This is a genomic window from Streptomyces sp. NPDC036815 (assembly GCF_055609205.1).
Map to the genome: position 1 here is coordinate 76,826 of NZ_JBVJPW010000007.1, position 19,492 is coordinate 96,317.

General features: G+C 70.2%; 19 protein-coding genes. 8 read left to right on the forward strand and 11 right to left on the reverse strand.

From position 1 onward, the window contains the following. Window positions 1-123: 123 nt before the first annotated feature. Window positions 124-1,158 carry an LLM class flavin-dependent oxidoreductase gene (locus tag ACZ69I_RS16705; protein ID WP_467671385.1) on the forward strand — a complete coding sequence of 345 codons (1,035 nt, stop codon included), beginning with the start codon at window positions 124-126 and terminating at the stop codon, window positions 1,156-1,158. A 72-nt stretch (window positions 1,159-1,230) separates the two neighbouring features. Here ACZ69I_RS16705 and ACZ69I_RS16710 read toward each other — a convergent pair whose 3' ends face one another. Then, a complete protein-coding gene (locus ACZ69I_RS16710; RefSeq protein WP_467671383.1) occupies window positions 1,231-1,623 on the reverse strand; it encodes an SCO5389 family protein in 393 nt (130 codons plus the stop codon). Window positions 1,624-1,876: 253 nt separating this feature from the next. Between ACZ69I_RS16710 and nucS the strand changes: the two genes are divergently transcribed. Beyond that, complete coding sequence (gene nucS / locus ACZ69I_RS16715; RefSeq protein ID WP_361722504.1) at window positions 1,877-2,548, forward strand: endonuclease NucS; 672 nt, start codon at window positions 1,877-1,879, stop codon at window positions 2,546-2,548. Between the two features lie 31 nt (window positions 2,549-2,579). Here the strand turns inward: nucS and ACZ69I_RS16720 are convergent, their stop codons facing one another. The 4 genes from ACZ69I_RS16720 to ACZ69I_RS16735 all read right to left on the reverse strand — a co-directional run bounded on the left by ACZ69I_RS16720 (window position 2,580) and on the right by ACZ69I_RS16735 (window position 7,405). Next, a complete protein-coding gene (locus tag ACZ69I_RS16720; RefSeq protein WP_470832897.1) occupies window positions 2,580-5,039 on the reverse strand; it encodes an ATP-binding protein in 2,460 nt (819 codons plus the stop codon). Window positions 5,040-5,245: 206 nt separating this feature from the next. After that, window positions 5,246-5,569: an STAS domain-containing protein gene (locus ACZ69I_RS16725; protein WP_030792181.1), complete on the reverse strand. Its 324-nt coding sequence runs from the start codon at window positions 5,567-5,569 to the stop codon at window positions 5,246-5,248. 198 nt (window positions 5,570-5,767) lie between these two features. Next, on the reverse strand, window positions 5,768-6,616 hold the full coding sequence (locus tag ACZ69I_RS16730) for a 3-hydroxyacyl-CoA dehydrogenase family protein (RefSeq protein ID WP_467671378.1): 849 nt from the start codon (window positions 6,614-6,616) through the stop codon (window positions 5,768-5,770). Window positions 6,617-6,766: 150 nt separating this feature from the next. Then, on the reverse strand, window positions 6,767-7,405 hold the full coding sequence (locus ACZ69I_RS16735; protein WP_467671376.1) for a TetR/AcrR family transcriptional regulator: 639 nt from the start codon (window positions 7,403-7,405) through the stop codon (window positions 6,767-6,769). Between the two features lie 98 nt (window positions 7,406-7,503). Between ACZ69I_RS16735 and ACZ69I_RS16740 the strand changes: the two genes are divergently transcribed. Genes ACZ69I_RS16740 through ACZ69I_RS16750 form a run of 3 tightly spaced genes read left to right on the forward strand, consistent with a single transcriptional unit; the run spans window position 7,504 to window position 9,651 of the window. Further along, window positions 7,504-8,286: an ATP-binding cassette domain-containing protein gene (locus tag ACZ69I_RS16740; RefSeq protein ID WP_467671374.1), complete on the forward strand. Its 783-nt coding sequence runs from the start codon at window positions 7,504-7,506 to the stop codon at window positions 8,284-8,286. A gap of 23 nt (window positions 8,287-8,309) precedes the next feature. Beyond that, window positions 8,310-9,065, forward strand: coding sequence for an ABC transporter permease (locus tag ACZ69I_RS16745; protein WP_467671372.1), 756 nt, complete (start codon window positions 8,310-8,312; stop codon window positions 9,063-9,065). Window positions 9,066-9,078: 13 nt separating this feature from the next. Further along, window positions 9,079-9,651, forward strand: a complete 573-nt coding sequence (locus ACZ69I_RS16750) for a cob(I)yrinic acid a,c-diamide adenosyltransferase (RefSeq protein WP_470832901.1) — start codon at window positions 9,079-9,081, stop codon at window positions 9,649-9,651. Window positions 9,652-9,669: 18 nt separating this feature from the next. Here ACZ69I_RS16750 and ACZ69I_RS16755 read toward each other — a convergent pair whose 3' ends face one another. Further along, window positions 9,670-10,245: a hypothetical protein gene (locus tag ACZ69I_RS16755; RefSeq protein WP_467671368.1), complete on the reverse strand. Its 576-nt coding sequence runs from the start codon at window positions 10,243-10,245 to the stop codon at window positions 9,670-9,672. A gap of 165 nt (window positions 10,246-10,410) precedes the next feature. Here ACZ69I_RS16755 and ACZ69I_RS16760 point away from each other — a divergent pair, with 165 nt between their 5' ends. From ACZ69I_RS16760 to ACZ69I_RS16770, 3 genes are all read left to right on the forward strand, one after another. After that, window positions 10,411-11,601 carry a sensor histidine kinase gene (locus ACZ69I_RS16760; protein ID WP_470832903.1) on the forward strand — a complete coding sequence of 397 codons (1,191 nt, stop codon included), beginning with the start codon at window positions 10,411-10,413 and terminating at the stop codon, window positions 11,599-11,601. Further along, a complete protein-coding gene (locus tag ACZ69I_RS16765; RefSeq protein WP_470832905.1) occupies window positions 11,598-12,248 on the forward strand; it encodes a response regulator in 651 nt (216 codons plus the stop codon). The genes ACZ69I_RS16760 and ACZ69I_RS16765 overlap by 4 nt, the downstream gene beginning before the upstream one ends. A 208-nt stretch (window positions 12,249-12,456) precedes the next feature. Beyond that, complete coding sequence (locus ACZ69I_RS16770; protein ID WP_470833144.1) at window positions 12,457-14,292, forward strand: glycosyl hydrolase family 18 protein; 1,836 nt, start codon at window positions 12,457-12,459, stop codon at window positions 14,290-14,292. An 82-nt stretch (window positions 14,293-14,374) separates the two neighbouring features. Here ACZ69I_RS16770 and ACZ69I_RS16775 read toward each other — a convergent pair whose 3' ends face one another. The 5 genes from ACZ69I_RS16775 to atpA all read right to left on the reverse strand — a co-directional run bounded on the left by ACZ69I_RS16775 (window position 14,375) and on the right by atpA (window position 19,443). After that, window positions 14,375-14,824, reverse strand: coding sequence for a DUF2550 domain-containing protein (locus ACZ69I_RS16775; RefSeq protein ID WP_467671362.1), 450 nt, complete (start codon window positions 14,822-14,824; stop codon window positions 14,375-14,377). Window positions 14,825-14,968: 144 nt separating this feature from the next. Next, complete coding sequence (locus tag ACZ69I_RS16780) at window positions 14,969-15,340, reverse strand: F0F1 ATP synthase subunit epsilon (protein WP_467671360.1); 372 nt, start codon at window positions 15,338-15,340, stop codon at window positions 14,969-14,971. A 130-nt stretch (window positions 15,341-15,470) separates the two neighbouring features. After that, the gene (atpD, locus tag ACZ69I_RS16785) at window positions 15,471-16,913 is read right to left on the reverse strand and encodes a F0F1 ATP synthase subunit beta (RefSeq protein ID WP_467671358.1); all 1,443 of its coding nucleotides are present in this window, start codon (window positions 16,911-16,913) and stop codon (window positions 15,471-15,473) included. Beyond that, entirely contained in the window at window positions 16,913-17,830 is a 918-nt protein-coding gene (locus ACZ69I_RS16790) for a F0F1 ATP synthase subunit gamma (protein WP_470832907.1), read from the reverse strand. The genes atpD and ACZ69I_RS16790 overlap by 1 nt, the downstream gene beginning before the upstream one ends. A gap of 20 nt (window positions 17,831-17,850) precedes the next feature. Continuing rightward, window positions 17,851-19,443 carry a F0F1 ATP synthase subunit alpha gene (gene atpA, locus ACZ69I_RS16795; RefSeq protein ID WP_467671354.1) on the reverse strand — a complete coding sequence of 531 codons (1,593 nt, stop codon included), beginning with the start codon at window positions 19,441-19,443 and terminating at the stop codon, window positions 17,851-17,853. Between the last annotated feature and the right edge of the window lie 49 nt (window positions 19,444-19,492).

Here is a 19,492-nt window from a genome sequence, read left to right on the forward strand (position 1 = left end):
CCCCGGCCCGCCCGCTGCACGGAAAATCAAACAATCTTCATGCCAGGCCGTGCCTTTGGCACGTGTCACACGTTGTTGCCCGTAGGGGAGTGCCTGCGTCGGCGCCAAGGAGGCAGGAGTTCCATGCGTGTAGGTAGTTTTGTTCTGGCCGCACAGTTTCCCGGCCAGGGTCAGGGGGAGGCGCTGCACCGAGCGGTGCGGTCCGCCGAGGTGGCGGAGGAGGCGGGGCTCGACTCCGTCTGGCTCGCCGAACACCATTTCGTTCCGTACGGCACGTGCCCTTCGGCGGTGACCCTCGCGGCGCTGCTCCTCGGGCGGACGCGGCGGATCCACGTCGGCACGGCCGTGAGCGTACTCCCGACCGCGCACCCCGTCGCGCTCGGCGAGCAGGCCGCGCTGCTCCACGTCACGTCCGGCGGCCGGTTCTCGCTCGGCGTGGGACGCGGCGGCCCGTGGGTGGACCTGGAGGTCTTCGGAGCCGGTCTTGAGGCGTACGAGAAGGGGTTCCCCGACTCTCTCGACCTGCTCCTGAAGTGGCTGAGCGAGGCCCGGGTGGAGAGCAGGGGCGAGCGGTACGCCTTCCGCGAGGTGGCCGTCGTACCGCGCCCGCAGGAGGCCCTGAACGGCGTGGGCGAGAGCGGTCCCGAGGTGATCGTCGCCTGCACCTCGCCGTCCAGTGTGCGGCTCGCCGCGCAGCGCTGCCTGCCGATGCTCCTGGGCATGCACGTGGGCGACGACGAGAAGGCCGAAATGGTGGCCTTGTGGAATCGGCACGCACGTGCTGCGGGACACGGAGCGGAGGCCGTCGCCGCGGTCTCGCACGTCTCCGCGGGCGTCGCCCAGATCGCGGACCGGCGCCTGGAGGCCGCCGAGACGTTACAGAAGGCCATGCCCGGCTGGCTGAAGCAGGGGCTGGACGCCCATGTGACCGTGGACGGCCGCCACCGCGCCATGCGGGATCCGCTGGCCTACACCGAACTGCTCTGCGGGCTGCACCCCGTGGGGACCCCGCAGGTGTGCGCCGACCGGCTCGCCGCCACCTCGGAGCGCACCGGCATCACGCGTTTCGCCCTGCTCGTGGAGGGCTCGGGCGACCTCTCGGCCACCGAGGAGAACGTGCGGAGGCTGGGCGCCGAGGTACTGCCCCAGCTCGGCTGAGACCCTTCGTCGGCTGCGGAGCCGCCGCTCCGGACTGAACACCTCCCGCGTCCGGAGCGGCGGCAACCTACGTCAGCAGTCCCGGAGTTCGGGTGACTGGTTGAGCAGCTGGCCGCGGATCGAGGTGAAGCGGGCGAGCCGGTCGTCCACTGACGAATCCAGCGGGAAGACGGCCACGCGGTGGCAGTTCTGGAAAGCCAGACGCACACCGAAGTGCCGCTGCAGGGCCCCGCGAATCGCGTCACTCGCGAGAGCCCGCAGCAGCTGGCCACGGGCCTGCTCGTCCGGCGGCGGAGTCTGGTTGTCGGCGAACTCGCCGCCGTCGACCTTCAACTGGGCCACCAGGGAGCTGATCATCTCCCATGCGTAAGGCAGGGAGGTCCGGACGCAGTCGACGAATTCCGCTTCGTCGACCTCGCCTCGCTCGGCCTGTTCCAACAGTGCCGGTGAGACGTCGAGCGACATGGGTTCTCCTCTCGCACCCCCGGGGAGCGGGGGCCTACGGACAGGGATGGAGTCCGCCTACGCAGCGTGCACGGATGACGACCTCTTGCTTCTACGGTAGGCAACGCGCGGTGACCGCACCAGGAGATTGGGCGCATAACCGGCCAGGATCGAACGGGTTCATCGAGGGACAAGTCGCGCGGGGCGGGGGTGGCCCGGGCAGCGCGACGGGCGAATCGCGTGCACCGCCCCGAGTCGAGTAGCGTTGCGCCCCATGCGTCTCGTCATTGCCCGATGCTCCGTGGACTACGCGGGCCGGCTCACCGCCCACCTCCCCTCGGCCCCCCGCCTGATCCTTGTGAAGGCGGACGGCAGCGTCTCCATCCACGCGGACGACAGGGCCTACAAACCGCTCAACTGGATGTCCCCGCCCTGCACCTTGAAGGAGGGGACAGGGGACGACACCGGCGTGTGGACCGTCGTGAACAAGGCGGGCGAGAAGCTCATCATCACGATGGAAGAGATCCTGCACGACTCCTCGCACGAGCTGGGCGTCGACCCGGGCCTCATCAAGGACGGCGTGGAAGCGCACCTCCAGGAGCTGCTCGCCGACCGGATCGAGACACTCGGCGAAGGGTATTCACTCATCCGTCGCGAGTACATGACCGCGATCGGCCCGGTGGACATCCTCTGCCGCGACGCCGACGGGCAGACCGTCGCCGTCGAGATCAAGCGGCGCGGCGAGATCGACGGCGTCGAGCAACTCACCCGCTATCTGGAGCTGTTGAACCGCGACCCGCACCTGGCGCCGGTCAAGGGCATCTTCGCCGCCCAGGAGATCAAGCCGCAGGCACGCGTGCTCGCCACGGACCGCGGCATCGGCTGCGCCGTCCTGGACTACAACGCGCTGCGCGGCATCGAGGACGACAAGCTGCGGCTGTTCTGACCCAGGGGTCCAACGGCGGAACGACAGGCTCTCAGCCCGCCGACGCGCTGCCCGGCCCGCTCGCCGAGTCCGACATCTCGGGCGAGGTGGGCGGGTCCTCACTCTCGGGCGGGGTGGTCGGCGGGCTCGTGGGCGGAGTGGTCGGCGGATCCGTCGGCGGCTTGGTGGGCGGGTCCGTCGGCGGCTTGGTCGGCTTCGTCGGCTTGTCCGTGGGCTCGGTGGGCTTGCCGGTCGGCTTCGTCGGCTTGTCCGTGGGCTCCGTCGGCCTGCCGGACGGCGCGCCGCTGTCGCTCGGCCTGCCCGAGGGCTTGCCGCTGCCGCTCGGCGTCGGGTCGTCGACGGTGTCGGTGACGCCGTCCCCGCCCGCTCCACCGGGGCGGCTCGTGGAGTCCTCCCGCGGCTTGTCGGCGGTCAGGCCGTCGTCGCCGTGGTCCTCCTTCGCCGACTGCTCCGTGGTGACCTTGTCGCCGTCGGGTGAGTCGTTGCCGGAGGTGGCGCCGAGCGTGACCACGGTGCCGAGGACGGCGGCGAGCAGGGCTCCCGCGCCCGCCGCGACGAGGTTGCGCCGGGTGCCGCTGATGATGGAGCGGCGGCTCGGGGCCGGCCCCGTGGCGGTGGTGGCGGCCGCGGGCGTCACCCTGCTGGTGACCAGCGTGTCGGGTTCCGCGGGCGGTTCGGGCAGCGCGAAGGCGGCGGGGATGCCGCCGGGGGGCGACGCGGACTCCTCGTAGCGCGCGTCGGGGACCTCCTCGGCCGCGGCGGTACGGCCGCCGGGCAGCACGGCGCCCGAGCGGTCGGCGACCAGCGCGAGGGCCCGGCGACCTGAGATCATGCCGCGCTTGTCGGCGAGCGCGCCGCGCAGCCCGATGGAGGCCTCCAGCTCGGCGCGGGCCCGGTCGAGCTGCCCCGCGCAGAGCGCGAGGATCCCCAACTCGTGGTGGAAGTACGCCTCTTCGGCGACCTCGCCCGCGTTGCGCGCCGCCTCCTGGCCGGACCGCAGGGCGCGCTCCCAGGCGGCCCAGGCGAGCCCCCCGGCGAAGGCGGGTGCTGCGGTGCGGGCGAGCAGGACGGCGGCGCCGCTCTCCGTGGCGACCAGGGCGGCGAGCGCGGCCTGCACGGCGTCGGCCTCGGCGGCGACGCGCTCCGGGGTGACGGAGGGGTGCCCGGCCCACCAGGCGTAGTGCTGGGCGGCGGACAGGGCGTGGGCGGGCGCGTCGTCGGCGTACCCGACGGCCTCCAGCTGGGCCCGCACCCCGGCGGCGAGGCGGTAGTGCGCGCCGACCGGGGTGACCAGGGCGCAGCTCACCAGCTCGGCGAGGGCGGCGTCGGCGTGGGTGTGGCCCACCAGGGCGGGCAGGTGGGCCTGGTGCGGGAGCTCGCCGCCGAGGGCCACGGCGAACGTCAGCGTGGCGCGGGCGGACGGGCTGAGCCGCGAGGCGAGCAGGGCGGCGGGCGCGGCTCCGTCGGCGAGCGAGGGCAGCGGCATGTCCGGCGCGCCGTCGGCGTCGAAGGGCGTGTCCAGGGGTGCGTCGACGGGGGTGCCCGCGACGTGGCCGGACTCCTCGAAGGCGTGCGGGTCGGCGCGCAGCTGGTCGCGCTGGCGGAGCAGGGCGCCCGCCTGCACGAAGCGCAGCGGCAGCCCCTCGGACTCGAACCACAGGTCGCCCGCCCAGTTGGCCTCCTCGTCGTCGAGGACGCGGCCGACGGCCCGCTCCAGGAGTTCGAGGCCGCCGCCGCGGCCGAGGCCGCCGAGGAAGACCTCTTCGAGGTGAGAGTCGGCCGAGGGCGCCGCCACGTCGGGTGTCGCGGAGATCAGGAAGGCGCACTCGGGCGTGGCGTCGAGCAGCTCGTCGAGTCCGGCGCCGCCGAACTCCAGGTCGTCCAGGACGACGACCGCGCCGATGTCGTGGACGAGTTCGAGCAGCAGGGCGCGCTCGGGCCGGTGCAGCGGTGCGTCGTAGACGGCCGCGAAGAGGTCGTGGAGCAGCTCTCCGGGGGTCCTGCGGTAGCCGGAGAGGCGGACGACGCCGTCGGGCGCGAGGTCCGCGCAGTCGTCGGCGACGGCGTTCAGGAGCGCGGTGCGCCCCGCTCCCGCAGGTCCGGTGAGCCGTACGGAGCGGCCGCGCGCGAGGAGGCGTGCGAGGCGCTCGCGCTCCTCCTGGCGCTCGAGGAGCGGCAGCCGGGGCAGCGCGGGCCCCGGCGGCACGGGCGGCAGCGCGGCGCGGCGCAGCTCGGCGCGTTCGGCGGCGGTCCGCTTGGCGGGGCGTGCCGGCCGTTCGCCGGGCGGGCAGGGTTCGATCTCGCTGCCGTCGACGGGGTTGACGGTGACCAGGAAGTCGCCCGAGACGAGCTGGACGGTGCGGGCGAGCGCGGGTGTCCGCTGGCCGAAGTCGGGTGTCACGGGGTCGCGCGGCGGCCGCCCGGGGCGCGCCGAGTCGTCGTCGGTGCCGTCCTGGCCGTACTCTTCGGGTCCCCGGTTCGTCGGGTCCATGGTCCTAGCCCCCCAGATGCGTGGTGTGCAGAGCCCCCTCCGGCCTTCGTGCACACTGCGCTGTCGCTTCTGGTCCGGTGCCCCCGTGCGGGTTCGTATATCGGTGGGCGACCGAACCCTAGACCTTTGCTCAGTATCTCCGGGAGGGCGGGGTACCGCCCCGTCCGAGACGTCACAGGTTCGTGAGGATTGTGCGCTCTCGGTCCTCAGGCTCTGGGGAGCGATTCGACTCCGATGCCGCCCTCGATGGCGAGGATGCGGTGCAGCCGGGTCGCCACGAGGAGGCGCTGCATCTGGGGCGGCACGTGGCGCAGGACGAGTCTGCGTCCGCAGCGGCCGGCGCGGCGGTGGGCGCCCATGATCACGCCGAGTCCCGTGGCGTCCCACGAGTCGAGTTCGGACAGGTCGAGCACCAGATCGCCGGCGCCGTCGTCGACGGCCGAGTGCAGGACCGTGCGGGCGTCCGCCGCGCTGCGTACGTCGAGGCGTCCCCCGACGACCAGCTGGGCCTGGTCGCCCCTGATGTGCATATATGCGCTCCCCGAGAGTGCTGTGTCTGCGGTGACGCCCGATACGTAAGGCGTCTGCGTATGTCACTGCAACTGACTGCCACGTGGGCGAGGAAGTTGCCGTCTGTAAGCGAACCGATACCGAATTCACTCCGAGGGGTGACCCGTCCGGCGCCGAGGCGTCAGACGGGGCGTCAGACGGCGTACGTCAGTGCTGGTTCAGTGCTTGTAGAACCCTTGCCCGCTCTTGCGCCCGATGTCACCGGCGTCAACCATCCGGCGCATCAGCTCCGGCGGCGCGAACTTCTCGTCCTGGGACTCCGTGTAGATGTTGCTCGTGGCGTGCAGGAGGATGTCGACGCCCGTCAGGTCGGCCGTCGCGAGCGGCCCCATGGCGTGCCCGAAGCCGAGCTTGCAGGCGATGTCGATGTCCTCGGCGGTGGCGACGCCCGACTCGTAGAGCTTGGCGGCCTCGACGACGAGCGCGGAGATCAGACGGGTCGTCACGAAGCCCGCGACGTCGCGGTTGACGACGATGCAGGTCTTGCCGACGGACTCGGCGAACTCCCGGGTACGGGCGAGGGTTTCGTCACTGGTCTTGTAGCCGCGCACCAGCTCGCAGAGCTGCATCATCGGGACCGGCGAGAAGAAGTGGGCGCCGACCACGCGCTCCGGGTGCTCCGTCACGGCCGCGATCTTGGTGATCGGGATGGCGGAGGTGTTGGAGGCGAGCACGGCGTCGTCACGCACGATCTTGTCGAGCGTGCGGAAGATCTCGTGCTTGACCTCGAGCTTCTCGAAGACGGCCTCGACGACGATGTCCGCGTCGGCGACGGCGTCCAGGTCGGTGGTGGTCGTGATGCGGGCGAGCGCGGCCCCGGCGTCGTCGGCCGCGAGCTTGCCCTTGCTCACGAACTTGTCGTACGACGCCTTGATCCCGTCGGTGCCACGGGTCAGCGCCTCCTCGGTGACGTCGCGCAGGACGACGTCCCAGCCCGCCTGGGCGGAGACCTGAGCGATGCCGGACCCCATGAGTCCGGCTCCGATGACGGCGAGCTTCCGTGCCACTGTTCCGACTCCCCTACCGCTTAACACGCTTGGCTTACACGCTGTTTACGTATGCCTCTTCGGCGCACGTTAGCGTTCGTGAGCGCGCCTGTGGCGGTGAAGAGATACGCGTCACGTCTCAGATGACGGACATCACACTGGTACGCGTGATTACGCGCCACGTGGCGCGTAGTTGAGGACCTTTTCGCTCAGCAGCTCCTCCATCTCGTCGAGCAGTCCGAGCGCCTCGCGGGAGACCTCGGCGGGCTCGCGGCGCTTGGACATCTCGTCGCCGATCCAGGCCATCAGCGTGCTGTGCACCCAGGAGAGCTGACCCGCGACGAGCCCGGGCAGCGGGTCGCCCGCAGCGGCCCCGGTCTCCTCGGCGAGGGTCGTCGTGAGGTGGTCGAGGGCCTCCTGCTGGATCGCCCAGAGCCGGGAGCGCAGGGCGTGCGCCTCGGTGATGACCTTCATGAAGTCGGCCCAGCCGGGGAAGAGCCCGATGGTCGGCGAGACGGACTCCACGTCGGCGCGCAGCTCGCGCAGGACGGCGTCGGCGGCCGACTCCCCGTCGCGGCGGCCGCGCACGTAGCGGGAGAGGCGGTCGACGACGTCGCCGCCCCGGTCGAGGAAGAGGTCCTCCTTCGCCGGGAAGTAGTTGTAGACCGTGTTGACGGAGACGTCCGCGGCGTCCGCGATCTCCGCGATGGTCACCGTCACGAAGCCGTGCTCCAGGAAGAGTCCGGTCGCGATGTCCGAGATCCGCTGTTTGGTCTGCCGCTTCTTGCGCTCTCTGAGCCCTTCAGCCATGCACTCATCGTAAGCATCGTTGGCGGCTCACAAATTTTGAGAGGCATGAAATTTTGGGTGCGTTGCAAAATTTCATGGACTCTGTTTTTGTGGTCGCCATGGCAATCATCAGCACCGCCGGGCTCGCCCGGACCTTCCAGACCAAGAACGGCCCCGTGGAAGCCGTGCGCGGCATCGACCTGCGCGTCGAACCCGGCGAGATCCTCGGCCTCCTCGGGCCGAACGGCGCGGGCAAGACCACCACCCTGCGCATGCTGACCACGCTGCTCCCGCCCACCGGCGGCGCCGCCACCGTCGCGGGCCGCGACCTGGCCAGGGACCCCGCGGGCGTCCGCGACAAGATCGGGTACGTCGCCCAGTCCGGCGGCGTCGACCCGAACATCTCCGTCCGCGAGGAACTGATCACGCAGGGCCGCCTCTACCGCCTGACCAGGACTCAGGCCGCCGCACGCGCCGAGGAACTGGCGCGCGACCTGGACCTCACCGAGCTCCTGGAGCGCCCCTGCGCCGCGCTCTCCGGCGGCCAGCGCAGGCGGCTCGACATCGCCATGGGGCTCACCCACCGCCCCGAGGTGCTCTTCCTCGACGAGCCGACCACCGGCCTCGACCCGGGCAGCCGTGCGGGCCTGTGGCAGCTGGTGCGACAGCTGCGCGACGAGTACGGCACGACGGTCCTGCTCACCACGCACTACCTCGACGAGGCCGACGCACTCTCCGACCGCCTGGTCGTCGTCGACAAGGGCGTCGTGGTCGCCGAGGGCACGCCGAGCGCGCTCAAGCTGCGCTACGGCGGGTCGATCGACGCCACGCTCCAGGACACCTTCCTCGCCATCACCGGGCGCGCCGCCGCCCCCAAGGACACGACCCCCGTCGCCGTCTGACCACCACGATCCGGGACCCCACCATGCCTGCACTGCTCTCCGACACCGCGCTGATCTTCGGGCGGTACGCCCGGCAGACCCTGCGCTCCACGTTCCAGATCCTCTTCGGCGTCCTGACGCCCCTGCTCTACCTGCTCTTCTTCGGCCCGCTGCTCACCGATCTGCCGCTCGGCTCGCAGGGCGACTCCTGGCAGGTGCTCGTACCGGGGCTGCTGCTCCAACTCGGCCTGTTCGGCGCCACGTTCAGCGGTTTCGCGCTCATCATCGAGAAGCAGTTCGGCGTGGTGGAGCGGATGCGGGTGACCCCCGTGAGCCGCCTGGCGCTGCTGCTCGGCCGCATCCTGCGCGACGCGGCCCTCTTCGTCTTCCAGGCGGTGCTGCTCGTCCTCGCCGCGCTGCTCATGGGGTTGCGGGCGCCGCTCGGCGGCATCCTCATCGGCTTCGCGTTCGTGGCACTGCTGACCGCCGGGCTCTCCGCCCTCTCGTACGCACTGGCGATGAAGGTCGGCAAGCCGCACGAGTTCGGCCCCGCCGTGAACGCGGTGAGCATGCCCTCGATGCTGCTCTCGGGCCTGATGCTGCCGATGGCGCTCGCCCCCACCTGGCTGGACGTGCTCTCCCACTTCATGCCGTTCCGCTATCTGGTCGACGCGGTGCGCGCGGGGTACGTCGGTGCGTACGCGACGACGACCATGCTCTACGGCGTCCTGATGGCCCTCGGCTTCCTCGCGCTGTCCGTGACGGTGGGCACACGTGTCTTCCAGAAGGCCGGGGCGTAACTACGCTGGCAGCATGGTCAATCTGACGCGCATCTACACCAGGACCGGCGACCGGGGCACCACCGCCCTCGGCGACATGAGCCGCACCGCCAAGACCGATCTGCGGATCTCCGCGTACGCCGACGCCAACGAGGCCAACGCGGCCATCGGCACCGCCATCGCGCTCGGGCAGCTCGACGCGGAGGTGGTGAAGGTCCTGGTCCGGGTCCAGAACGACCTCTTCGACGTGGGCGCCGACCTCTCCACGCCCGTCGTCGAGGACCCCGAGTACCCGCCGTTGCGCGTCGAGCAGTCCTACATCGACAAGCTGGAGGAGGACTGCGACCGCTTCCTGGAGGAGCTGGAGAAACTGCGCAGCTTCATCCTGCCCGGCGGCACCCCCGGCGCGGCGCTCCTGCACCAGGCGTGCACGGTGGTGCGGCGGGCCGAGCGCTCGACCTGGGCGGCGTTCGAGGTGCACGGCGAGGTCATGAACCCCTTGACCGCCACCTATCTCAACCGGCTGTCCGACCTGCTGTTCATCCTCGCCCGTACGGCGAACAAGGCCGTCGGCGACGTCCTGTGGGTGCCGGGCGGCGAGCGCTAGGCCTGCGGGTCACTCCAGCTAGAGCCTGCTCAGGAAGCTCGGCTTCGCCGCGTCGTCCCGTACCGCCGGCGCCTTCTTCGGGAAGACCGTGTACGTGGCCGCGATGATCACGTTGATGCCGATCAGCCACAGCATCCGCTGCTGCCACATCCGCAGGGAGTCCACGTCGCCCGCGTCCCCGACGTACCAGACCGCTCCCTGCAGCAGCGCCATGGCGATCAGTGCCGCCAGGATCCAGCGGGCGGCGAGCTTCCACTCGTGGACGGCGCGGGGGACGCCGTACTTGGGGGTCGAGGGCGGCGGCCCGCCCGCGAAACGGTGGGCGACGCGGACGTCCACCCACGTGATCGTGTAGTGGCCGAGCGCGGCGGAGTAGCCGATGTAGACGGCGGCGAGGCCGTGCTTCCAGTCCGGCTCCGCGCCGTTCCTCAGGTCGATCGCGGTGACGACGAAGAGGACGACTTCGAGCAGCGGCTCGCACAGCAGCACGCCGACGCTCGCCCTCGGCATCTTCGCCCAGTAGCGCAGGGCGAGCCCCGCGGCCAGCAGCACCCAGAAGCCGGCCTCACAGATGATGATCAGTGTGACGATCACGGCTCGCTCCTCCGGGTCGCTGTCTCGCTCACCCCTCAAGGCTGCCGCCCGCCGGGCCGCCGATCGTCGTCACCAGTGACGAAGTGGGACTGCATCCTTCGATGTAGCGCGCGGTTCCTCCCCCGGGATCAGGCACGGGTCCGGCGCGCCGTGTTGGATGGACCCATGGCCCTGACCCTCCCCCGCCCGCAACGCGTCGACGTGCAGATCGCCGTGGGCAGCCTGCTGTGCGGGCTCGCGCTGTGGGCGCTGGGGCTGAACTCCCAGACCGACCGGCCGCTGAGCGGTCACTGGGCGCTGCCGCCCCTCTTCGTCCTGGCCGGACTCGAACTGCTGCGGAGCACCAGACCGCAGTTCGCCCTGGTCACCGCCACCCTCGCGCTGGTGGCCGACCAGTTCACGGCGGGCAATCTCGCGTCGATCCTGATGTTCACGGACATCATGTACGCGGCCGTCGTCTACGGGACACCGGCCGCCGCCCGGCGCATCCCGATCACCGCGGGCCTCGTCACCGTCGCCATGACCGTCGTGTTCCTCGCCTGGTGGCAGGACCCGCAGGCGGTCCTCCTCGGCGTGGCGACCGGCATCGTGGCCCTCACCCCGGCCGGCACCGGCGTGCTGGTGCGCAACCACCGCGAGGCGACCGCCGCGGCGAAGCTGCGGGCCGAACAGACCGCGCTGCTCGCCGAGATGGACCGCGCCCAGGCCGTCTCCGCCGAACGCGCCAGGATGGCCCGCGAGCTGCACGACATGGTGGCCAACCACCTCTCGGCGATCGCCATCCACTCCACGGCAGCGCTCTCCCTCGACGACGCGCGGACCAGCATGGACGCGCTCGGCGTCATCCGCGAGAACAGCGTCGAGGGGCTCGCCGAGATGCGCCGCCTGATCGGCATCCTGCGCGACCAGAGCGGCGACCTCGAACCCGCCGCCGCGCCCACCCTCGACGGCCTCGGCGCATTGATCGCGGGCGCCCGCAGGGACGGCCTGGACGTCACGCTCGACGACGCCAGGCCCCCGCAAGGCCCGAAGCCGCCCACCCCGGTGGAGCTCGCGGCGTACCGGATCGTGCAGGAGTCCCTGACGAACGCCCTCAAGCACGCCTCCCCCGGCCGCGTCACGGTCTCCCTCGCCCAGCCACCCCGCGCCCTGACGGTCCGCGTGAGAAGCCCGTACGGTGATCCGTCCGGGCCCCGCGCCCCCGGCTCGGGAGCCGGCCTCGTCGGCATGCGCGAACGCACCGAACTGCTCGGCGGCGCCTTCGAGTCGGGCCCCGAGGACAGCCCCGACGGCAAGGTCTGGAACGTCTTCGCGACCCTGCCCGTCGACCCCGCCGACGAAGGAGCCAAGGAATGATCCGAGTACTGGTCGCCGAGGACCAGTCGGCCGTGCGCGCGGGACTCGTGCTCATCCTGCGCAGCGCGTCCGACATCGAGGTCGTCGGCGAGGCGGCGGACGGCGAGGCGGCCGTCGAGCTCGCCCGTGAACTCCGCCCCGATCTGGTCCTGATGGACGTGCAGATGCCGCGCCTCGACGGGGTCTCGGCGACGCGCCGGGTCGTCACCGAGGGCCTCGCGGACGTGCTGGTCCTGACCACGTTCGACCTCGACGAGTACGTCTTCGGGGCGCTGCGGGCGGGCGCCTCCGGGTTCCTCCTGAAGAACACCGAGGCGAGGGACCTCATCGAGGCCGTCCGTACGGTCGCGCGCGGCGAGGGCATGATCGCTCCCGCGGTCACCCGCCGCCTGATCGCCGAGTTCGCCACCCCGGTGCGGGCCGTACGCGACGAGAACGCGCCGGACCCCGCCGTCCTCGACTGCCTCACCCGCCGCGAGCGGGAGGTGCTCTCGTGCATCGGCGAGGGGCTGTCGAATGCGGAGATCTCCGGTCGTCTCTCCATGGCGGAGGCGACGGTGAAGACGCACGTCAGCCGGATGCTCGGCAAGCTGGAACTGCGCAGCCGAGTGCAAGCCGCCGTACTGGCGCGGGAGTTGGGGGTCTGATCCGGAGGCCGGGCGATCGACCGTCGCGATCCGGCCACTGGTTCAGACCTCTTGACCGATGGTCCAGACCTTTCTATTCTCACCGCACTGCGGTGAGCACTCCCCCACGTGTCCACGTGCTCACGGGCGGCGCAGGGTCCCAACCCCGTAGACCCCCGGAACCGAGGAGCACCTCGTGCGCTTCACAGACAGCAACGCACGCTCGAAAATCAGAGTCAGACACAAAGCCGTGGCGGGACTGACCACTCTGCTGCTGCCGCTCGCCACCCTGGTCGCGCTCGGCGGTTCCGCCGAGGCGGCCCCCGACGCCGCCCCCGAGGCCACCGCCACGTACGCCAAGACCCAGGACTGGGGCAGCGGCTTCGAGGGCAAGTGGACGATTCGGAACACCGGCACCACGAGCATCAGCTCCTGGAACGTCGCCTGGGACTTCCCCACCGGCACCAAGGTGACCTCCGCCTGGGACGCCACCGTCACCAACTCCGGCAACCGCTGGACCGCCAAGAACCTCGGCTGGAACGGGACGCTCGCCCCCGGCGCCTCGGTCTCCTTCGGGTTCAACGGCTCGGGCTCCGGCGACCCCTCCAAGTGCGAGCTGAACGGCGCGAGCTGCGACGGCGGCAGCGTCCCCGGCGACAACCCGCCGAGTGCCCCCGGCACGCCGACCGCCTCCGGCATCACCGACACCTCGGTGAAGCTCGACTGGAAGGCCGCCACCGACGACAAGGGCGTCAAGAACTACGACGTCCTGCGCGACGGCGCCAAGGTCGCCACCGTGACGGCGACGTCGTACTCCGACACGGGCCTGACCAAGGGCACCGACTACTCCTACACCGTCCAGGCGCGCGACACCGCCGACCAGACGGGCCCCGCGAGCGGCGCCGTCAAGGTCCGCACCACGGGCAGCACCGACCCGGGCCCGGGCCCCGGCGACAAGGTCAAGCTCGGCTACTTCACGGAGTGGGGGGTCTACCAGCGCAACTACCACGCGAAGAACATCGCGACCTCCGGCTCGGCCGACAAGATCACGCACATCAACTACAGCTTCGGCAACGTCCAGGGCGGCAAGTGCACCATGGGCGACTCCTACGCCGCGATCGACAAGGCCTACACCGCCGACCAGAGCGTCGACGGCGTCGCCGACACCTGGGACCAGCCCCTGCGCGGCAACTTCAACCAGCTCCGCAAGCTGAAGGCCAAGTACCCCAACGTCAAGATCCTCTGGTCCTTCGGCGGCTGGACCTGGTCCGGCGGCTTCACCGACGCCATGAAGAACCCGGCCGCCTTCGCCAAGTCCTGTCACGACCTGGTCGAGGACCCGCGCTGGGCCGACGTCTTCGACGGCATCGACCTGGACTGGGAGTACCCGAACGCCTGCGGCCTGTCCTGCGACACCTCGGGCCCGGCCGTCTTCAAGAACATGATGCAGGCGTTCCGCAACGAGTTCGGCGCCAAGAACCTCGTCACCGCCGCCATCTCCGCCGACGGCTCCGAGGGCGGCAAGCTCGACCTGGCCGACTACGGCGGCGCCTCGCAGTACGCCGACTGGTACAACGTGATGACGTACGACTTCTTCGGCGCCTGGGACGCCAAGGGCCCGACGGCCCCGCACTCCCCGCTCACGTCCTACCCGGGCATCCCGAAGGACGGCTTCAACTCCGCCGCCGCCATCGCCAAGCTGAAGGCCAAGGGCGTGCCCTCGGCCAAGCTCCTGCTCGGCATCGGCTTCTACGGCCGCGGCTGGACCGGCGTCACCCAGAAGGAGCCGGGTGGCACGGCCACCGGCGCGGCGCCCGGGACGTACGAGGCGGGCATCGAGGACTACAAGGTCCTCAAGAACTCCTGCCCGTCCAACGGCACCGTGGCCGGGACCGCGTATGCCCACTGCGGCAGCAACTGGTGGTCGTACGACACGCCGGCGACGGTCCGCGCGAAGATGGGCTGGGCCAAGCAGCAGGGGCTCGGCGGCGCGTTCTTCTGGGAGTTCAGCGGTGACACCTCCAACGGTGAGTTGGTGTCCGCCATCAACGACGGTCTGAAGTAACCGTCCCCGATACGAAGCCGGGAAGACAGGATCGCCCCCTGTCTTCCCGGCTTCTCCTGTGTCGCGACTGCGGAACCTTCGGCTAAGCCACATTCACTCGCTGGCCAGGGGGTGCCGCCTCCAGCCAGGCCAGGAAACCCGTCAGCGCGTCCTCGCTCATCGCCAGCTCCAGGCGGGCGCCGCGGTGCAGGCAGCCCAGGACGATCGCCTCGGAGAGCAGCGCGAGCTCCTCCTCGCCGTCCGGCGCGCGGCGGTCGACGACCTCGATGGCCGAGCGCTCCAGGATCCGCCGGGGGCGGGGAGCGTACGAGAAGACGCGGAACCACTCGACCCGGTCACCGTTGTAGCGGGCGACCCCGTACCCCCAGCCCTTGCCGGAGGTGTCGCCCTTCTCCGGGGCGTCCCAGCGCAGACTGCAGTCGAAGGTGCCGCCGGAGCGCTGGATCAGCCGGCGCCTCAGTCCGAAGACGAAGAGCCCCACCAACACCAGCACGATCAAAGCAAGTCCGCACACGAGCAGAGTGAGGATCATCGGCACCGACCTCCTCGCCTCTACCGTCGGTCGACGGACCGACAACGGACCAATACATTGCACCCGCATTGCCTCAGCCGCGACCCGGTCCGGAAGCTTCCCGGACCTGGCCGCGGCTGAGTCACGTTACGCCGCGCGCTGGGGTCAGCGCGCCACCGCACGCAGTCGGACGTCGGCGCGACGCTCGGCGGAGGCGTCGGCCTCCGACTTCGCGCGCTCCAGCGCCCGCTCCGCACGCTGGACGTCGATCTCGTCGGACAGCTCCGCGATCTCGGCCAGCAGCGACAGCTTGTCGTCCGCGAAGGAGATGAATCCTCCGTGGACAGCGGCGACGACAGTGCCGCCGTCGCTCGTACGAATGGTCACCGGGCCCGACTCCAGCACACCGAGCAGCGGCTGGTGACCGGGCATGACGCCGATGTCGCCGGACGTGGTGCGCGCGACGACCAGGGTGGCCTCACCGGACCAGACACTGCGGTCCGCTGCGACCAGCTCGACATGCAGCTCAGCAGCCAAGGGTGGCTCCTCGGGTCACCACCCGGCGGTTCAGCCGGGTGTTGGGTCAAATTCTAGTGGGCGTACGGAGAAGGGCGGGACACGGCCCCCGCGGGACGTGCCCGCCCCCCTCCGTCAAGAGCTACTGAGCTCAGGAGACGCCGAGCTCCTTGGCGTTCTTCTTGAGGTCCTCGAGCCCACCGCACATGAAGAAGGCCTGCTCGGGGAAGTGGTCGTACTCGCCGTCGCAGATCGCGTTGAAGGCCGCGATCGACTCCTCGAGGGAGACGTCCGAGCCGTCGACGCCGGTGAACTGCTTGGCGGCGTGCGTGTTCTGCGACAGGAAGCGCTCCACGCGACGGGCACGGGCGACGACGAGCTTGTCCTCCTCGCTGAGCTCGTCGATGCCGAGGATCGCGATGATGTCCTGGAGGTCCTTGTACTTCTGGAGGATCCCCTTGACACGCATGGCGCAGTTGTAGTGGTCCTGCGCGATGTAGCGCGGGTCCAGGATGCGGGACGTGGAGTCCAGCGGGTCCACGGCCGGGTAGATGCCCTTCTCGGAGATCGGACGGGAGAGAACCGTCGTCGCGTCGAGGTGGGCGAACGTGGTGGCCGGGGCCGGGTCGGTCAGGTCGTCCGCGGGGACGTAGATCGCCTGCATCGAGGTGATCGAGTGACCACGGGTCGACGTGATGCGCTCCTGGAGGAGACCCATCTCGTCGGCCAGGTTCGGCTGGTAGCCCACCGCGGAGGGCATGCGGCCGAGCAGGGTCGAGACCTCGGAACCGGCCTGCGTGAAGCGGAAGATGTTGTCGATGAAGAACAGCACGTCCTGCTTCTGCACATCGCGGAAGTACTCCGCCATGGTCAGACCGGCCAGGGCGACGCGCAGACGCGTGCCCGGCGGCTCGTCCATCTGGCCGAAGACCAGCGCGGTCTTGTCGAGAACGCCGGCCTCCTCCATCTCGACCATGAGGTCGTTGCCCTCACGGGTGCGCTCGCCGACACCGGCGAAGACGGAGACACCGTCGTGCAGCTTGGCCACACGGACGATCATTTCCTGGATGAGGACGGTCTTGCCGACACCGGCACCACCGAACAGACCGATCTTTCCACCCTTGACGTACGGGGTGAGAAGGTCGACGACCTTCAGGCCGGTCTCGAACATCTCGGTCTTGGACTCGAGCTGGTCGAAGGCCGGGGCCTTGCGGTGGATCGTCCAGCGCTCGGCCTCGGCGACCGTGGACGGGTCGTCGTTCAGGACCTCACCGAGGGTGTTGAACACCCGGCCCTTGGTCACGTCGCCGACCGGCACCGAGATGCCCTTGCCGGTGTCGGTGACGGGCGCCTGGCGGACCAGGCCGTCGGTGGGCTGCATCGAGATCGCGCGGACCACGCCGTCACCCAGGTGCTGGGCGACCTCGAGGGTCAGCGTCTTCTTCGCGCCCGCGGTCGACGGGTCGTCGACCTGGACGTGGAGGGCGTTGTAGATCTCCGGCATCGCGTCGACGGGGAACTCCACGTCGACGACCGGGCCGATGACCCGGGCGACGCGGCCCGTGGCAACGGCCGTCTCAACAGTGGTCGTCATTACTTGTCACTCCCCGCGGTCGCGTCGGCCAGGGCTGCTGTGCCGCCGACGATCTCGCTGATTTCCTGGGTGATTTCGGCCTGGCGGGCCGCGTTGGCAAGCCGGGAGAGGCTGTTGATCAGATCCCCGGCGTTGTCGGTGGCCGACTTCATCGCGCGGCGCGTGGCGGCGTGCTTGGAGGCAGCCGACTGGAGCATCGCGTTGTAGATACGGCTCTCGACGTAGCGCGGCAGCAGGGCGTCGAGGACGTCCTCCGCCGACGGCTCGAAGTCGTACAGCGGAAGGATCTCGCCCTTGGTGGGCGACTCCTCCGCGACGTCTTCGAGGCTGAGCGGCAGCAGCCGGCCGTCGATGGCCGTCTGCGTCATCATCGAGATGAACTCGGTGTAGACGATGTGGAGTTCATCCACGCCGCCCTCCGCCGTCTCCTTCTCGATCGCCTCGATGAGCGGCACCGCGACCTTCTTGGCGTCCGCGTACGTGGGCTCGTCGGTGAAGCCCGACCACGACTCCACGACCTTGCGCTCGCGGAAGTTGTAGTGGGCCAGACCGCGGCGGCCGACGATGTACGTGTCGACCTCCTTGCCCTCGGCCTCCAGGCGCGCGGTCAGCTGCTCCGCGGCCTTGATGGCGTTCGAGTTGAAGGCGCCGGCCAGTCCGCGGTCGCTCGTGAGGAGCAGCACCGCGGAACGGGTCGCCGTCTCCGCCTCGGTCGTCAGCGGGTGCTTCGTGTTCGAGCCCGTGCCGACCGCCGTGACCGCGCGGGTGAGCTCGGTCGCGTACGGCGTGGAAGCCGTCACCTTGCGCTGCGCCTTGACGACACGCGAGGCGGCGATCATCTCCATCGCCTTGGTGATCTTCTTGGTCGCGGTGACGGATTTGATGCGACGCTTGTAGACCCGGAGCTGGGCTCCCATGAGTCAGGTCCCTTCCGTCGTCACTTGCCGGCGGCGGCCGGGGCGTCCTCGCCGAGAAGCTTCCCGTCCGAGGTCTCGAACTGCTTCTTGAACTCCGCGATGGCGTCGCCGACGGCCTGCAGGGTGTCGTCCGACATCTTGCCGCCCTCCTTGATGGAGGTCATGAGGCCCTGCTCCTTGCGGTGCAGGTACTCGAGGAGCTCACGCTCGAAGCGGCGGATGTCGTTGACGGGCACCTCGTCCATGCGACCGGTGGTACCGGCCCACACGGAGACGACCTGGTCCTCGGTGGCCATCGGCTCGTACTGGGGCTGCTTGAGCAGTTCGACCATGCGCTGACCGCGCTCCAGCTGGGCCTTCGACGCGGCGTCCAGGTCCGAACCGAAGGCGGCGAACGCCTCCAGCTCACGGAACTGGGCGAGGTCCACGCGGAGGCGGCCCGAGACCTGCTTCATCGCCTTGTGCTGCGCGGAACCACCGACTCGGGAGACGGAGATACCGACGTTCAGCGCGGGGCGCTGACCGGCGTTGAAGAGGTCCGACTCCAGGAAGCACTGGCCGTCGGTGATGGAGATGACGTTGGTCGGGATGAACGCCGACACGTCGTTCGCCTTGGTCTCGACGATCGGCAGACCGGTCATCGAGCCCTTGCCGAGCTCGTCCGAGAGCTTCGCGCAGCGCTCGAGCAGACGCGAGTGCAGGTAGAAGACGTCACCCGGGTAGGCCTCGCGCCCCGGCGGGCGGCGGAGCAGCAGGGACACGGCGCGGTAGGCGTCGGCCTGCTTCGAGAGGTCGTCGAAGATGATGAGGACGTGCTTGCCCTCGTACATCCACTGCTGGCCGATGGCCGAACCGGTGTACGGCGCAAGGTACTTGAAGCCGGCCGGGTCGGACGCCGGGGCGGCGACGATGGTCGTGTACTCCAGCGCGCCGGCCTCTTCGAGGGCACCGCGCACGGAGGCGATGGTGGAGCCCTTCTGACCGATGGCGACGTAGATGCAGCGCACCTGCTTGTTCACGTCGCCCGTGCGCCAGTTGTCGCGCTGGTTGATGATCGTGTCGACGGCCAGGGCGGTCTTGCCCGTCTGGCGGTCACCGATGATCAGCTGACGCTGGCCGCGGCCGATCGGGGTCATCGCGTCGACGGCCTTGTAGCCGGTCTCCATCGGCTCGTGCACCGACTTGCGCTGCATGACCGTGGGGGCCTGCAGCTCGAGGGCGCGACGTCCGCTGGTCTCGATCTCGCCGAGGCCGTCGATCGGGGTGCCGAGCGGGTCGACGACGCGGCCGAGGTAGCCCTCGCCCACGGCGACGGAGAGCACCTCACCGGTGCGCTGCACCGGCTGGCCCTCCTCGATACCGCTGAACTCGCCGAGGACGACGGCACCGATCTCGCGCTCTTCCAGGTTCAGCGCGAGACCGAGGGTCCCGTCCTCGAACTTCAGCAGCTCGTTCGCCATCGCCGAGGGAAGACCCTCGACCTTGGCAATACCGTCGCCGGCGACGGTGACCGTACCGACCTCCTCGCGCGAGGCCGCGTCCGGCTTGTACGCCTGGACAAAGTTCTCCAGCGCGTCCCGGATCTCCTCCGGCCGGATCGTGAGCTCCGCCATCTGGGTTCCCTGCTCTCCTTGTTGGGCCCGAAGTTTCTTTGGGGGGATG

Bases quoted from the DNA above. Each gene is read 5' to 3' on its own strand.
- ACZ69I_RS16760 (WP_470832903.1), top strand. From the start codon at position 10,411: ATGGCCCTGACCCTCCCCCGCCCGCAACGCGTCGACGTGCAGATCGCC.
- ACZ69I_RS16720 (WP_470832897.1), bottom strand. From the start codon at position 5,039: ATGGACCCGACGAACCGGGGACCCGAAGAGTACGGCCAGGACGGCACC.
- ACZ69I_RS16790 (WP_470832907.1), bottom strand. From the start codon at position 17,830: ATGGGAGCCCAGCTCCGGGTCTACAAGCGTCGCATCAAATCCGTCACC.
- nucS (WP_361722504.1), top strand. From the start codon at position 1,877: ATGCGTCTCGTCATTGCCCGATGCTCCGTGGACTACGCGGGCCGGCTC.
- ACZ69I_RS16740 (WP_467671374.1), top strand. From the start codon at position 7,504: ATGGCAATCATCAGCACCGCCGGGCTCGCCCGGACCTTCCAGACCAAG.
- ACZ69I_RS16710 (WP_467671383.1), bottom strand. From the start codon at position 1,623: ATGTCGCTCGACGTCTCACCGGCACTGTTGGAACAGGCCGAGCGAGGC.
- ACZ69I_RS16775 (WP_467671362.1), bottom strand. From the start codon at position 14,824: ATGATCCTCACTCTGCTCGTGTGCGGACTTGCTTTGATCGTGCTGGTG.
- ACZ69I_RS16765 (WP_470832905.1), top strand. From the start codon at position 11,598: ATGATCCGAGTACTGGTCGCCGAGGACCAGTCGGCCGTGCGCGCGGGA.
- ACZ69I_RS16735 (WP_467671376.1), bottom strand. From the start codon at position 7,405: ATGGCTGAAGGGCTCAGAGAGCGCAAGAAGCGGCAGACCAAACAGCGG.
- ACZ69I_RS16750 (WP_470832901.1), top strand. From the start codon at position 9,079: ATGGTCAATCTGACGCGCATCTACACCAGGACCGGCGACCGGGGCACC.
- atpD (WP_467671358.1), bottom strand. From the start codon at position 16,913: ATGACGACCACTGTTGAGACGGCCGTTGCCACGGGCCGCGTCGCCCGG.
- ACZ69I_RS16705 (WP_467671385.1), top strand. From the start codon at position 124: ATGCGTGTAGGTAGTTTTGTTCTGGCCGCACAGTTTCCCGGCCAGGGT.
- ACZ69I_RS16725 (WP_030792181.1), bottom strand. From the start codon at position 5,569: ATGCACATCAGGGGCGACCAGGCCCAGCTGGTCGTCGGGGGACGCCTC.
- ACZ69I_RS16745 (WP_467671372.1), top strand. From the start codon at position 8,310: ATGCCTGCACTGCTCTCCGACACCGCGCTGATCTTCGGGCGGTACGCC.
- atpA (WP_467671354.1), bottom strand. From the start codon at position 19,443: ATGGCGGAGCTCACGATCCGGCCGGAGGAGATCCGGGACGCGCTGGAG.